General features: G+C 70.8%; 12 protein-coding genes. 7 read left to right on the top strand and 5 right to left on the bottom strand.

The genetic code is table 11. The features are described from left to right. Window positions 1–31 precede the first annotated feature (31 nt). Window positions 32–808, top strand: coding sequence for an SDR family oxidoreductase (locus ACFPZI_RS03920; protein WP_381358245.1), 777 nt, complete (start codon window positions 32–34; stop codon window positions 806–808). 86 nt (window positions 809–894) lie between these two features. Beyond that, window positions 895–1,899, top strand: a complete 1,005-nt coding sequence (locus ACFPZI_RS03915) for a Gfo/Idh/MocA family protein (RefSeq protein ID WP_381358242.1) — start codon at window positions 895–897, stop codon at window positions 1,897–1,899. 90 nt (window positions 1,900–1,989) lie between these two features. Here the strand turns inward: ACFPZI_RS03915 and ACFPZI_RS03910 are convergent, their stop codons facing one another. From ACFPZI_RS03910 to ACFPZI_RS03890, 5 genes are read right to left on the bottom strand one after another with little or no spacing between them, the layout of a single operon-like run. After that, a complete protein-coding gene (locus ACFPZI_RS03910; RefSeq protein WP_381358240.1) occupies window positions 1,990–3,009 on the bottom strand; it encodes a Gfo/Idh/MocA family protein in 1,020 nt (339 codons plus the stop codon). 39 nt (window positions 3,010–3,048) lie between these two features. Next, a complete protein-coding gene (locus ACFPZI_RS03905) occupies window positions 3,049–3,951 on the bottom strand; it encodes a sugar phosphate isomerase/epimerase family protein (RefSeq protein WP_381358237.1) in 903 nt (300 codons plus the stop codon). Window position 3,952: 1 nt separating this feature from the next. Continuing rightward, window positions 3,953–4,864, bottom strand: a complete 912-nt coding sequence (locus tag ACFPZI_RS03900) for an ATP-binding cassette domain-containing protein (protein WP_381358234.1) — start codon at window positions 4,862–4,864, stop codon at window positions 3,953–3,955. A gap of 5 nt (window positions 4,865–4,869) precedes the next feature. Continuing rightward, a complete protein-coding gene (locus ACFPZI_RS03895; RefSeq protein ID WP_381358232.1) occupies window positions 4,870–5,946 on the bottom strand; it encodes an ABC transporter permease in 1,077 nt (358 codons plus the stop codon). After that, the gene (locus ACFPZI_RS03890; protein ID WP_381358229.1) at window positions 5,946–6,965 is read right to left on the bottom strand and encodes a sugar ABC transporter substrate-binding protein; all 1,020 of its coding nucleotides are present in this window, start codon (window positions 6,963–6,965) and stop codon (window positions 5,946–5,948) included. Before ACFPZI_RS03890 ends, ACFPZI_RS03895 begins: the two co-directional genes overlap by 1 nt. Before the next feature lie 319 nt (window positions 6,966–7,284). On the opposite strand from ACFPZI_RS03890, the gene iolC reads away from it, so the two are divergent. From iolC to ACFPZI_RS03865, 5 genes are all read left to right on the top strand, one after another. Continuing rightward, window positions 7,285–8,283 carry a 5-dehydro-2-deoxygluconokinase gene (iolC, locus tag ACFPZI_RS03885; protein WP_381358226.1) on the top strand — a complete coding sequence of 333 codons (999 nt, stop codon included), beginning with the start codon at window positions 7,285–7,287 and terminating at the stop codon, window positions 8,281–8,283. Window positions 8,284–8,297: 14 nt separating this feature from the next. Continuing rightward, entirely contained in the window at window positions 8,298–9,173 is an 876-nt protein-coding gene (locus tag ACFPZI_RS03880; RefSeq protein WP_381358223.1) for a Cgl0159 family (beta/alpha)8-fold protein, read from the top strand. Window positions 9,174–9,198: 25 nt separating this feature from the next. Then, entirely contained in the window at window positions 9,199–10,092 is an 894-nt protein-coding gene (gene iolB, locus ACFPZI_RS03875; RefSeq protein WP_381358220.1) for a 5-deoxy-glucuronate isomerase, read from the top strand. Continuing rightward, on the top strand, window positions 10,089–11,960 hold the full coding sequence (gene iolD / locus ACFPZI_RS03870; RefSeq protein WP_381358218.1) for a 3D-(3,5/4)-trihydroxycyclohexane-1,2-dione acylhydrolase (decyclizing): 1,872 nt from the start codon (window positions 10,089–10,091) through the stop codon (window positions 11,958–11,960). The genes iolB and iolD overlap by 4 nt, the downstream gene beginning before the upstream one ends. Before the next feature lie 84 nt (window positions 11,961–12,044). Then, window positions 12,045–13,538 carry a CoA-acylating methylmalonate-semialdehyde dehydrogenase gene (locus ACFPZI_RS03865; RefSeq protein ID WP_381358215.1) on the top strand — a complete coding sequence of 498 codons (1,494 nt, stop codon included), beginning with the start codon at window positions 12,045–12,047 and terminating at the stop codon, window positions 13,536–13,538. The last annotated feature ends 131 nt before the right edge of the window (window positions 13,539–13,669 follow it).

The following is a 13,669-nucleotide window of genomic DNA, read 5'->3' as shown; positions in this document are numbered from 1 at the left end:
ACCGGCTCAGGAAGAAAGGACCCCGAACGGCATGGGACTTCTCGACGACAGGATCGTCCTCGTCAACGGCGGCAGCCAGGGCGTCGGCGCCGCCGTCGCGCGGGCCGCGGTCCGCGAAGGAGCGGTGGTGGCCGTCACCGGACGCCGCCCCGCGCCCGGTGAGGCCCTGGTGGCGGAGCTGACTGCCGCGGGCGGCAAGGCGATGTTCGTCCGCGCCGACCTGGCCGACGCCGAACAGGCCAAGGACTCCGTCGCCGAGGTGGTACGGGCGTACGGCCGGGTCGACTGCCTGGTCAACTCGGCGGGGCTGACCTCGCGCGGAACGCTGCTGGACACCACCCCGGAGCTGTTCGACCAGCACATCGCGATCAACCTCAAGGCCCCGTTCTTCGCCATGCAGGCCGCCGTGGCGGACATGGTGCGGCGTGAGGAGCCCGGCACGATCGTCAACATCATCACCTCGTCGGCGCACGGCGGGCAGCCCTTCCTGGCCCCCTACGTCGCCGCGAAGGCCGGGCTCGTCGGCCTCACCCGCAACGCCGCACACGCCCACCGATGGGACCGGATCCGGATCAACGGGCTGAACATCGGCTGGACCGCCACCGAGGGCGAGGACGCCACCCAGCGCACCTTCCACGGCGCCGGCGACGACTGGCGAGAGCTTGCCGCCGCACGGCTGCCGATGGGCAGGCTCGGCCGGCCGGACGAGATCGCCGACTTCGTGGTCCTGCTGCTGTCCGACCGGTCCGGCGTGGTCACCGGGTCCGTGATCGACTGGGACCAGAACGTCCTCGGCGGCCTCGACTGACCGCCTTCCCCCGCTCGTACGACCCCCCGCACTCCCCGGCCACCCCGCTCACCCCGTTCACCCCCGACCCAAGGAGCACCACCCCCATGCGCATCGGAATCCTCGGTCTCGGCCGCATCGGCGCCTTCCACGCCGAGACCCTCTCCGGACTCGACGCCGTCGAGTCGCTCGTCGTCTCCGACCCGTTCGCGGACGCCGCGAAGGCCGCCGCCGAGCGGTTCGACGCCGAGGTCGCGGACTCTCCCGAGGCCGTGCTCGCGGCCGGCGTGGACGGCGTGGTGATCGCCGCGGCGACCGATGCCCACCCGGGGCTGATCCTCGCCTGTGTCGAGGCGGGCGTCCCCGTGTTCTGCGAGAAGCCGGTGGCCCGCACGATGGCCGAGGGCGTACAGGTGCTGAAGGCGGTCGAGGGCCGGGACGTGCCGATCCAGATCGGCTACAACCGTCGCTTCGACGCCGGCTTCGTCGCCGCGCGGGAGGCCGTGCGGGGCGGGGAGCTGGGCAAGCTCCACACCGTGCGCTCGACCACGCTGGACCCCGCGCCGCCGCCGGCCGCGTACATCGCCGCGTCCGGTGGCATCTTCCGTGACTGCTCCGTGCACGACTTCGACATCATCCGCTGGGTCACCGGCCGCGAGGTGACCGAGGTGTACGCGGTCGGCGGCAACCGGGGCGCCGACTACATCAAGGAGGCGGGCGACGCCGACACCACCGGCGCGATCCTCACCCTGGACGACGGCACCATCGCCGTCGTCTCCAACAGCCGCCACAACGCCCGTGGTTACGACGTCCGCATGGAGATCCACGGCTTCACCGACTCCATCGCGGTCGGTCTGGAGGACAAGCTTCCGCTGCGGTCGGTGGAGCCCGGGGTGACCTTCCCGGCGGGCACTCCCCACGACTTCTTCATGGACCGCTTCACCGCCGCCTACCGCGCCGAACTCACCGCGTTCACCGAGGTCGTGGCCGGCTCCCGGCCGTCCCCGTGCACGGTGGCGGACGCCCTGGAGGCGGGCTGGATCGCCGACGCGTGCACCCTGTCCCTGCACGAGCACCGCCCCGTCACCATCGAGGAGGTACGGCAGGCGTGAGCGGTGGTACGCGCTCCTCGACTCGAGTGACGTGAACAACGCGTGTGGGGCCGCCCTTCCGGAGGGCGGCCCCACACGCATCACGTCGCCTCACCCGTACAGCGCGGGTTTCTCCGCCAGTTCGACCGCCACCCGGCCGCCCTCCTCCAGGGCCCGGACTCCGGCCTCGCAGACGGCGGCCGCCGCGTAACCGTCCCAGGTGCTGGGGCCGCCGACCTCGCCCCGGCAGGTGGTGTCGACCCAGGCCCGGAGCTCGTCGTCGTAGGCCTGGTCGAAGCGTTCGGTCCAGTCCTGGGTGATGGTGCCGCCCCAACGGCCGGCCACGTTGGCGACCAGGTGGTGGTCGTCGCCGACGCGGGCGGTGCCGCGTTCGCAGACGATCTCGGCCTGGACCTGATAGCCGAAGCCGCAGTTGACGAAGATCTCGACATCGCTGAGCGCGCCGCCGTCGGTCTCCAGGACGACGAACTGCGGGTCGCGCAGCCCGTCGGGCGCCCCGGGGGAGGATCCGGGGGCGTGCACCGTGACCGCCGTGATCTCCTGGCCCAACAGCCAGCGGGTGACGTCCACTTCGTGGGAGACGGAGTCGGTGATCAGCATGGAACTCGTGAAGAAGGGTGAACTGGCCACATTCCGGTGCCTGTTGTGCAGCATCAGGGGCCGGCCCAGCTGTCCCGTCTCCAGCAGCTTCTTGAGGCGGACGTACTCGGCGTCGTAGCGGCGCATGAAGCCGACCTGGACGCGGCGGTGGCCGAGTTCCTGTTCGGCTTCGACGACGCGCAGCGCGGAAGCGGCGTCGGGGGTGAGCGGTTTCTCGCACAGGACGGGCAGGTCCCGCTCGAACGCGGCGAGCAGGGCGGCCTCGTGGGCCGGTCCCGGGGAGGCGATGAGTACGGCGTCGACGCCGGGCGGCGCCATCGCGGCGGCCGGGTCGGTGTGTACGGTGCAGCCGTCGATGCCGGCGGCCACCGCCTTGGCCCGTTCCGCGTCGGTGTCGGCGACGGCGGCGACCCGCGCGCCGCTGATGACCCGGTCGATCCGGCGCACGTGGTCCGCGCCCATGCGACCCGTGCCGATGACGGCGATTCCCAGGGGGTCGTTCCCGTGCACGGTTCTCGCCTCCCTTTCCAGGGGGGTCGGGCGCCGGGGTCAGGCGCCGCAGGAGCGGAGGAACTTGCGGGTGCGCACCGCGATCGGCAGCGGCTTGTCCGGCTCGCAGGGGTACATGTCCTGCTCGACGATCGCGAACAGGTCCACGTCCAGCTTCTGGGCTGCGGTCAGGACCGCGCCCAGCTCCGGTACTCCGGCGGGCGGTTCGCACATCACGCCGCGCTGGACGGCGGGGCCGAACGGGATTCCGCCCGCGACCACGTCGGCGAGGATGTCCGGGTCGACCTGCTTGAGGTGCAGGTAGCCGATGCGTTCGCCGTAGGTCTCGATCAGCTTGACGCTGTCGCCGCCGCAGTAGGCGTAGTGCCCGGTGTCGAGGCAGAGGTTGACCAGGGAGGAGTCGGTGGAGTCGAGGAAGCGCTCGACGTGCTCCTCGGTGTCGATGTGGGTGTCGGCGTGCGGGTGGACGACGATGTCGAGACCGTAGGTGTCCCGCACCTGACGGCCGAGGCGTTCCATGCCCTTGGCGAGGTGGCCCCACTGCTCGGTGGTGAGCTCCGGGGGCTCCAGGATCTCGGCGGTCTTGTCGTCGCGCCAGAAGGACGGGATGACGACGAGGTGCTTGGCGTCCATGGCCCGGGTGAGCGAGGCGACCCGGCCGACCTGCTCCCAGGTGGACTCCCACTCGGAGGGGCCGCGGTGCAGTCCGCAGAAGATGGTGCCGGCGGAGACCTTGAGGTCCCGCTTCTTCACCTCGTCGGCCAGGCGGGCCGGGTCGGTCGGGAGGTAGCCGTAGGGGCCGAGTTCGATCCAGGAGTAGCCGGCTTCGGCGACCTCGTCGAGGAAGCGCTGCCAGGGCACCTGCTGGGGGTCGTCGGGGAACCAGACGCCCCAGGAGTCGGGGGCGGAGCCCACCCTGATGCGGTCGAGCGCGACTGCCATGTCAGGACTTTCCTTCCGGGGATGCCACTACGGGGGCCTGGAGGTCTCCCTCCTCGGGGAGCTCCTCGACGTCGACGCCGCGTACCTGTGCCAGCTCGTGCTTGAGGGCCGCGAGTTCGGTGCCGCCGGCCATGTGGTTGGTGAGTTCCTCCAGGGAGACCTCGCTGCGGGCGGCGGAGAGCTCCATGGTGCCCAGGCGCAGGACGCTGAAGTGGTCGCCCACCATGTAGGCGTGGTGCGGGTTGTGGGTGATGAAGATGACGCCGAGGCCGCGGTCGCGGGCGGCGGCGATGTACTTCAGGACCACGCCGGACTGCTTGACGCCGAGCGCGGCGGTGGGCTCGTCCAGGATGAGGACGCGGGCGCCGAAGTAGACGGCGCGGGCGATGGCCACACACTGGCGCTGGCCGCCGGAGAGGGTGCCGATGGGCTGATCGAGATCGTCGAGGACGATGCCCATGTTGCGCAGTTCCTCGTCCGCGGTCCTCTTCATCCGCTCGATGTCGAGACGGCGGACCGGCCAGGTGCCCTTGGTCATCTCGGAGCCGAGGAAGAAGTTGCGCCACACCGGCATCAGGGGGACGACGGCGAGGTCCTGGTAGACGGTGGCGATGCCCTTGGCGAGGGCATCGCGCGGGGTGGAGAACCGTACCGGGGTGCCGTCGACGAGGAATTCGCCCTCGGTGTGCTGGTGCAGCCCAGAGATGATCTTGATGAGGGTGGACTTGCCGGCGCCGTTGTCGCCGAGCACGCAGGTCACGCGGCCGGGGTGGACGCTCAGGTCGACCCCGTGCAGGGCGCGGACGTTGCCGTAGGACTTGCCTGCCCCGCGGAGTTCGACCAGGGGGTGCTCCCCGTCGGGGGCGGTGTCCTTGAGGACGGCACCGTGGGTGCCGGTCGTGTCGTCGGTCATTGCGGTCACCTCCGGGTCGCCGTGCGCTGGACCCACAGATTGATGAGGACGGCGCCGAGGAGCATCACGCCGAGGAAGGCCTTGAACCAGTCCGGGTTCCAGCCGGCGTAGACGATGCCCTGCTGCACCATGCCGAACATGAAGGCGCCGAAGACCGGGCCGATCGCGGAGCCGTAGCCGCCGGTCATCAGGCAGCCGCCGATCACCGCGGCGGCGATGTAGATGAGTTCCTGGCCCACGCCCTCGCCGGACTGCACGGTGTTGAAGGAGAACAGCTGGTGCATGCCGACGAACCAGGCGCCGAAGCCGACCAGCATGTACAGGGAGATCTTGGTGAACGTCACCGGCACGCCGACGGCACGGGCGCTCTCCTTGTTGCCGCCCACCGCGAAGATCCAGTTGCCGTACTTGGTGCGGAGCAGCACCCAGGAGGCGAGGACCGCGAAGACGAGCCACCACACGATGGTGATCTTCACCTGGACGCCGCCCACCTCGAAGCTGGACGCGAAGAGGGCCTTGGCCTGGGCGAAGCCGTCCATGTCGCTGATGTCGTCGGTCGCGACGTTCCCGGTGACCGTCTTGGTCACGGCCAGGTTGATGCCCTGGAGGATCAGGAAGGTGCCGAGGGTGACGAGGAAGCTGGGCAGGCCCGTCTTCATCAGGAACCAGCCGTTGAACATGCCGATGGCGAGGGACACCGCGAGGGCGGCGATGACGCCCACCCAGATGTTCATGGACAGCTGGTAGGCGAGCATGCTCGCGGTGAGGGCCGAGGTGACCACGGCGACGCCGGCCGAGAGGTCGACCTCGCCGCCGATCATCAGCAGTGCCACCGGCAGTGCCATGATGCCGATGGTCGAGGACTGGTACAGGATGTTCGCCATCGAGCCGCTGTCCCGCATCGGCGGGGCGGCGATCAGGAAGAACACCAGAACGACCACGACGCCGAGGAAGACTCCGACCTCGGGACGGGCCAGCAGCCGACGGGCCGGCGTGCGCCGCGTGGTGCGGCCGTCGTTCGCCTTCGGGCCGGGGGCCGGCGGTGGGGTCACCGCCGGCTCAGCCTGTCGGGTCATGCTCATCACCGAGTGCCCTTCGCGGCGTACTCGGAGACCGCGTCGACGTTGGACTTGTCGACGAACGCGGGGCCGGTCAGCACCGGCTGCTCACCTCCGCCGCTGTAGTTGCCGTTGTTCTTGTAGAGCCACAGGCCGTCGATGGCCAGGTAGCCCTGGAGGTAGGGCTGCTGGTCCACGGCGAACTCGATGTCGCCGGCCTTGATCGCCTTGGTCAGGTCCTTGTTGAGGTCGAAGGTGGCGACCTTCGCCTTGCTGCCGGCGTCGCCCACCGACTGCACCGCGGTCGGCGCGAAGGGTGCGCCGAGGGTGGCGACGTAGTCGACGGAGGAGTCCTGCTTGAGCTTGGCGGTGATCGTCGACTTCACCGACGGCATGTCGATGCCGTTGACGTTGAGGATCTGGGTCTCGCCCTCGAAGGTCTTCTTCAGGCCGTCGCAGCGCTGGGTCAGGCCGACGTTGCCCTGCTCGTGGATGACACAGACGGTGTTCTTGGCGCCGACCTCGTTGAGCTTCTTGCCGAAGGCCTCGCCGGCCACGGACTCGTCCTGGCCGAAGAACTCCAGCAGGCCGAGGTCCTTCCAGTCGCTCAGTCCGGAGTTGAGGCCGACGACGGGTATGCCCGCCTTCTCCGCCTTGCCGAGGACGCTCTTGAGCGCGTCCGGCTTGGCGAGGGTGACGGCGATGCCGTCGACCTTCTGGTCGATCGCGTTCTGCACCAGGTTGGCCTGGTTGCCCGCGTTCGGGTCGGCGGAGTAGATGAGCTTGACGTTGTCCTTGGCCGCGGCGGCCTCGGCGCCCTTGCGGACGATGTCCCAGAACGTGTCGCCGGGCGCCTGGTGGGTCACGAGGGCGACCGTCATCTGCGGCGTGCTCGCCTTGCCGGCCGACGCGCCGTCGCCGCCTTCCTCGGCCTTCTTGCCCCCGGAACCACTGGAGCATCCGGCGAGTGTCAGTGCGGCCGCCGCGGCCACCGCCACGAAGGGCGCGATTCTACGGGGGCGGTTGCGAGAAGAGCGGTCCATCTTTGCCTGCACCTCACTGTGCTACGCGGAAAAAGGGGCGGGGTCCGAGAATCCTCCCCGGAGCCTCGGACGTCCGGGTCTGCGTCGTCGTGCGAAACGCCTGTCGTGTTGGGACGGGATCAAATCCCCTGGCGTGCACTCTGTCAATACTTTGTTAAGACATCAGTTCACCAGCTAGTCCGAATGTAAGTACAAACTCTTGACATCGCCGCCCTCCGAGACCTACACCTGAGAGGCGGCAGGTCCCTGGATTCCACGTCCCCACCGTGGCAGGGCGCCCCGGGACCCGCATCCCCAGCAGTTCGAGGAGCTTCGCTCGATGACCGACTCAGACGCACCACAGTATTTCGACCTGATCACCATGGGACGCATCGGGGTCGACCTTTACCCACTGGAGACCGGCGTTCCGCTCGCAAAGGTCGAAACATTCGGAAAATTCCTCGGTGGTTCGGCCGCGAACGTCGCGGTCGCCGCCGCCCGGCTCGGCCGCTCCACGGCCGTGATCACCCGGACGGGAGACGATCCCTTCGGCACCTATCTGCACGAGGCGCTGAAGGGCTTCGGCGTCGACGACCGGTGGGTCACCCCGGTCGCCGCGTATCCGACGCCGGTGACCTTTTGCGAGATCTTCCCGCCGGACGACTTCCCGCTGTACTTCTACCGCCGGCCCAAGGCCCCCGACCTGGAGATCCACACCACCGAGCTGGATCTCGCCGCCGTACGCGGGGCCGGGATCTTCTGGATCACCGGCACCGGTCTGAGCGAGGAGCCGAGCCGCTCGGCGACGCTCGACGCGCTTCGGGCACGTGCCAAGGCGGGCACCACCGTGTTCGACCTGGACTGGCGCCCGATGTTCTGGCGTGATCCCGACGAGGCCCGCCCCTACTACCGCCAGGCCCTGCGGCACGCCACGGTCGCGGTCGGCAACCTGGACGAGTGCGAGGTCGCCACCGGAGTGCGCGAGCCCGAGGCGTGCGCCGAGGCACTGCTGGCGGCCGGCGTGGAACTCGCCGTCGTCAAGCAGGGCCCCCGGGGCGTGCTCGCCGTGCACCGCGACGGCACCCGCGCCGAGGTGCCGCCGGTCCCGGTCGACGTGGTCAACGGCCTCGGTGCGGGCGACGCCTTCGGCGGGTCGCTCTGCCACGGTCTGCTCTCGGGCTGGGACCTGGAGCGAACCATGCGCCACGCCAACGCCGCCGGCGCTCTCGTCGCCTCGCGCCTGGCCTGTTCGTCCGCCATGCCCACCGGGGCCGAAGTGGCGGACCTCCTCGCTCAGACCGTGCCGCCGGGCGGCGCGAGCCTGCCGAGCCAGTCCTGAACGGAGTCAATTCCTTGAATTTCAGCATCTGTGACCTCACCACGGTCCGGGCCCGGAATCCGCAGGCCATCGCCGAGGCGGCGGCCCGCCGGGCCCGCCGTCCGCTGATCGGCGACAGCGGACGGCTGATGATCGTGGCCGCCGACCACCCCGCGCGGGGTGCGCTCGGCATCGGCGACCGGCGCCTGGCCATGGCCGACCGTGCCGATCTGCTGGAACGGCTGTGCGTCGCACTGTCCCGGCCCGGCGTCGACGGGGTGCTGGCCACCGCCGACATCCTCGAGGACCTGCTGCTGCTCGGCGCGCTCGAGAACAAGGTCGTCATGGGGTCGATGAACCGCGGCGGTCTGGCCGGCTCGGCCTTCGAGATGGACGACCGCTTCACCGGCCACCGCCCCGAGGACATCGAGCGGTTCGGCTTCGACGCGGGCAAGCTGCTGGTCCGCATCGACTACGACGACCCGGGCTCCCTGAGCACCCTGGAGTCCACCGCCCGCGCCGTCGACGCCATGGCCGAACGCCGGCTCCCGGTGTTCGTGGAGCCGTTCATCTCGCGCCGGGTCGACGGCAGGGTCCGCAACGATCTGTCCGCCGAGGCCGTCACCCGCTCCATCGCCATAGCCTCCGGCCTCGGCGGCACCTCCGCCTACACCTGGCTGAAACTCCCCGTCACCGAGAACGCCGACGACATGGCGGAGGTCCTGCGCGGCTCCACGCTGCCCGTCGTCCTGCTCGGCGGGGAGGTCGGCGACCAGGAGGCGGCGTACGAGCGGTGGGGCAAGGCGCTGAAGCTGCCCTCCGTGCAGGGCATGGTCGTCGGCCGCTCACTGCTCTACCCGGCCGGGGGCAGTGTGGAGGAAGCGGTGGACACGGCCGTGAGCCTGCTGTGAGCCTGTTGCGACCGGAAAGGGTGCCATGACCCATCACCTTCCCGCGGACCGTGCTCCGGCCGGCCCGTACCTCGTCGACGTGACCCCCCGGTCGGCCGGCTGGGATCATTCCAGCCTGCGCGTGCTGGAACTGCCGCCGGGCGGCTCGCACACCTTCGACACCGGCGACAGCGAGTGGATCGTCCTGCCGCTCAGCGGCGGCTGCACGGTCGCCTCCGCCGACGAATTCGGCCACGACACGTTCGACCTCGCCGGCCGCACGAGCGTGTTCGACGGCGTCAGCGACTTCGCCTACGTGCCGCGCGACGCCCGCGCGACCGTCACGTCGGCGGGCGGCGGACGGTTCGCGCTCACCGGCGCCCGCTGCGCCCGGCGGCTTCCCGCCCGCTACGGACCGGCGTCCGACGTCCCCGTGGAACTGCGCGGCACCGGCAACTGCTCCCGCCAGGTCAACAACTTCGGGGCGGCCGGGGTGTTTGAGTGCGACAAGTTGATCGCGGTCGAGGTGATCACCCCGGGCGGCAACTGGTCGTCGTTCCCGCCGCACAAGCACGACGAGCACCGGCCGGGCGAGGAGTCCGTGCTGGAGGAGATCTACTACTTCGAGTTCGCGGACCACGACGGCATCCCCGGCCTCGGCTACCAGCGGGTCTCCCCGTCCGGTCCGGGCCGGGACACGGACGTGCTCGCCGAGGTGCGCGACGGCGACGTCGTGCTCATCCCGGACGGCTGGCACGGGCCGTCCATGGCCGTGCCCGGCCACCACATGTACTACCTCAACGTCATGGCGGGTCCCGAGGACGAACGCGCCTGGCTGATCTGCGACCATCCCGAGCACGCCTGGATCCGCTCCACCTGGCCCGACCAGCCCCTCGACCCCCGCCTGCCCCTCTACACCGCCCCCGAGAGGTCCGTATGAGCGCCCCCACCCGCCGACTGACGACCGCCCAGGCACTCGTGCGGTTCCTGGCCGCCCAGTACACCGAGCGGGACGGCGTACGGCACCGGCTGATCGCGGGCACGTGGGGCATTTTCGGCCACGGCAACGTGGCGGGCGTCGGGCAGGCGCTCGTCGAGTACGCCGATGTCATGCCGTACCACCAGGGCCGCAACGAGCAGTCCATGGTGCACGCGGCCGTCGCCCACGCCCGTCAGCTCAACCGGCTGTCGGCGCAGGCCGTGACGACGTCGATCGGCCCCGGCGCGACCAACCTGGTCACCGGCGCCGCGCTCGCCACCGTCAACCGGCTGCCGGTACTGCTGCTCCCCGGCGACTACTTCGCCTCGCACGCGGCGGACCCGCTGCTCCAGCAGCTGGAACATCCGGTCGAGGCGGACGTGTCCGTCAACGACACGCTGCGTCCCGTCTCCCGCTACTTCGACCGGATCAACCGTCCCGAGGCGCTGATCGCGTCCGCGCTGAACGCGATGCGGGTGCTCGCCGACCCGGCCGAGACCGGCGCCGTCACCCTCGCCCTGCCGCAGGACGTGCAGGCCGAGGCCTACGACTGGCCGGAGGAGTTCTTCGCCGACCGCGTCTGGCGGGTACGGCGTCCGGCACCGGACCCGGTCGAGCTGGAGGCGGCGGTCCGGGCCGTACGGGCCGCCCGGCGTCCGCTGATCGTCGCGGGCGGCGGGGTCCACCACAGCGAGGCCGAGGGGGCGCTCCGGGCCCTCGTGGACGCCACCGGCATCCCGGTCGCCTCCACCCAGGCCGGCAAGGGCTCCCTGCGCCACGACCACCCGGCCGACCTGGGCGGCATCGGCCACACCGGCACGGCGGTGAGCGACGAACTGGCCCGCACCGCCGACCTGGTGATCGGCGTCGGTACCCGGTACACCGATTTCACCACCGCCTCCGGCACCCTCTTCGCCGACCCGGACGTGCGCTTCCTCAACCTCAACATCACCGGCTTCGACGCCCACAAGCTGGGAGCGCGCACCCTGGTGTGCGACGCGCGGAGCGGTCTGGAGGCGCTGGCCGGGGCGCTGGCCGGGCACCGCGTGGACGCGGCGTACGAGGACGGGTACCGCGCCGGCAAGGAGCACTGGGAGCGGGTCGTCGAGGCCGCCTACCGCGCGGACGACGAGAGCGCCGTACCCACCCAGACCCAGGTGCTCGGCGCGCTCGACGCGGTCGTGGGCGACGCCGACGTGGTGATCAACGCGGCCGGTTCGCTCCCGGGCGACCTGCACAAGCTGTGGCGCGCGCGCAGCCCGCGCCAGTACCACCTGGAGTACGGCTACTCCTGCATGGGCTACGAGATCCCGGCCGCGATCGGCGTCCAGCAGGCCGCGCCCGGCACGCCCGTCTGGGCGCTGGTCGGCGACGGCACGTATCTGATGATGCCGACCGAGATCGTCACGGCCGTCCAGGAGCGGCTGCCCGTGAAGATGGTGCTGATCCAGAACCACGGGTACGCCTCCATCGGCGGCCTGTCCGAGGAGACCGGCGGCGAGCGCTTCGGCACCGCCTACCGGTACCGGGCCGAGGACGGCACCTTCACCGGTGCCCCGCTGCCCGTGGACCTCGCGGCGAACGCGGCCAGCCTGGGCATGGACGTGCTGCGCGCCAAGACCGTGCGGGAGCTGCGCCATGCCCTGGCCGAGGCCCGTGCCGCCGAGCGTCCGACGTGCGTGTACGTCGAGACGGATCCGGCACCCACCGCTCCCCCGGCCGAGGCATGGTGGGACGTGCCGGTGGCCGAGGTCGCCTCCCGCGAGGCCGCGGTGCGGGCGCGTGAACGGTACGACGCCCAGGTCGCCGGCCGCCGCCGGCACCTCTGAACCGCTCCGCCCGCACCCCGGGCTCGACACTCGAGTCCCCCGCTCCCGTTTCAACTCACCGCACGTGAAAGGTCGTCCGCTCTCATGAAGACCATCAGCCACTGGATCGGCGGCAAGCCCGTCGAAGGCACCTCCGGCCGTTTCGGCCCCGTCTGGAACCCGGCCACCGGCGCCCAGGAGAAGCAGGTCGCGTTCGCGGACACCAACGAGGTGGACGCCGCCGTCGCCGCCGCGAAGGACGCCTTCGAGAGCTGGGGCACCTCGTCGCTGGCCAAGCGCACGGCGATCCTGTTCAAGTACCGCGAACTGCTGGACGCCCACCGCGACGAGATCGCGGAGCTGATCACCGCCGAGCACGGCAAGGTGCACTCCGACGCCCTCGGCGAGATCGCGCGGGGCATGGAGATCGTGGAACTGGCCTGCGGGATCAGCGTGCAGTTGAAGGGCGAGCTGTCCACGCAGGTCTCCCACCGCGTCGACGTCGCCTCGATCCGCCAGCCGCTGGGCGTGGTCGCCGGCATCACGCCGTTCAACTTCCCGGCCATGGTGCCGATGTGGATGTTCCCGCTGGCCATCGCGTGCGGCAACACGTTCGTGCTGAAGCCGTCCGAGAAGGACCCCTCAGCCTCCGTCCGCCTCGCGGAACTGGCCACCGAGGCGGGCCTGCCGGACGGTGTGCTGAACGTCGTGCAGGGCGACCGGGAGGCCGTGGACCGCATCCTGGAGCACCCCGACATCGAGGCCGTCTCCTTCGTCGGCTCCACCCCGATCGCCCGCCACATCCAGCTGAAGGCGACCGAGCACGGCAAGCGGGTCCAGGCCCTGGGCGGCGCCAAGAACCACATGCTGGTCCTGCCCGACGCCGACCTGGACCTGGCCGCCGACCAGGCGATCAACGCGGCGTACGGTTCGGCCGGCGAGCGCTGCATGGCCGTGTCGGTCGTGGTCGCGGTCGGTGACATCGGCGACGACCTGGTCGGCCGGATCACCGAGCGGGCCAAGAAGCTCCGCATCGGTCCGGGCAACGACCCCGCCTCGGAGATGGGCCCGCTGATCACCCGCGAGCACCGCGACAAGGTGGCCTCGTACGTGGCGGGCGCGGCGGCGCAGGGCGCCGAGGTCGTGCTCGACGGCACGGGCCTGACGGTCGACGGGCACGAGGACGGCTTCTTCGTCGGTGTCTCGCTGCTCGACCGGGTGCCGGTGACCGCGGACGCCTACCAGGACGAGATCTTCGGCCCGGTGCTGTGCGTGGTCCGCGCGGAGACCTACGACGAGGCCATCGCGCTGATCAACGACTCCCGCTGGGGCAACGGCACCGCGATCTTCACCCGGGACGGCGGCGCCGCCCGCCGCTTCCAGCTCGAGGTGAAGGCGGGCATGGTCGGCGTCAACGTGCCGATCCCGGTCCCGGTGGGCTACCACTCCTTCGGCGGCTGGAAGGACTCCCTCTTCGGCGGCCACCACATCTACGGCAACGACGGCATCGCCTTCTACACCCAGGGCAAGGTCATCACCACGCGCTGGCCGGACCCGTCCGACGGGGGCATCAACCTCGGCTTCCCGAGCAACTCCTGACCCTCGGCCGCCCGAGCCAGGTTCTTTCGTTCGGATGATGCCGGATCAGGGAGCGGAGTCCGGCGCCGTGCCCCGCAAGGCGGAGGAGGAAGCCGTTGGGGTCTCCCCTTGCTCATGGGGGTCCCCCGCTC

The sequence above is a fragment of the Streptomyces chlorus genome, assembly GCF_042655885.1.
Taxonomy (GTDB): Bacteria; Actinomycetota; Actinomycetes; order Streptomycetales; family Streptomycetaceae; genus Streptomyces; species Streptomyces chlorus.
The sequence above is the reverse complement of the archived record's forward strand: the minus strand, read 5'-3'. Positions and strand labels throughout refer to the sequence as shown.

Excerpts from the sequence above, each read along its gene's own strand:
- ACFPZI_RS03920 (WP_381358245.1), top strand. The coding sequence starts at position 32 with ATGGGACTTCTCGACGACAGGATCGTCCTCGTCAACGGCGGCAGCCAG.
- ACFPZI_RS03915 (WP_381358242.1), top strand. The coding sequence starts at position 895 with ATGCGCATCGGAATCCTCGGTCTCGGCCGCATCGGCGCCTTCCACGCC.
- ACFPZI_RS03905 (WP_381358237.1), bottom strand. The coding sequence starts at position 3,951 with ATGGCAGTCGCGCTCGACCGCATCAGGGTGGGCTCCGCCCCCGACTCC.
- ACFPZI_RS03900 (WP_381358234.1), bottom strand. The coding sequence starts at position 4,864 with ATGACCGACGACACGACCGGCACCCACGGTGCCGTCCTCAAGGACACC.
- ACFPZI_RS03895 (WP_381358232.1), bottom strand. The coding sequence starts at position 5,946 with ATGAGCATGACCCGACAGGCTGAGCCGGCGGTGACCCCACCGCCGGCC.
- ACFPZI_RS03890 (WP_381358229.1), bottom strand. The coding sequence starts at position 6,965 with ATGGACCGCTCTTCTCGCAACCGCCCCCGTAGAATCGCGCCCTTCGTG.
- iolC (WP_381358226.1), top strand. The coding sequence starts at position 7,285 with ATGACCGACTCAGACGCACCACAGTATTTCGACCTGATCACCATGGGA.
- iolB (WP_381358220.1), top strand. The coding sequence starts at position 9,199 with ATGACCCATCACCTTCCCGCGGACCGTGCTCCGGCCGGCCCGTACCTC.
- iolD (WP_381358218.1), top strand. The coding sequence starts at position 10,089 with ATGAGCGCCCCCACCCGCCGACTGACGACCGCCCAGGCACTCGTGCGG.
- ACFPZI_RS03865 (WP_381358215.1), top strand. The coding sequence starts at position 12,045 with ATGAAGACCATCAGCCACTGGATCGGCGGCAAGCCCGTCGAAGGCACC.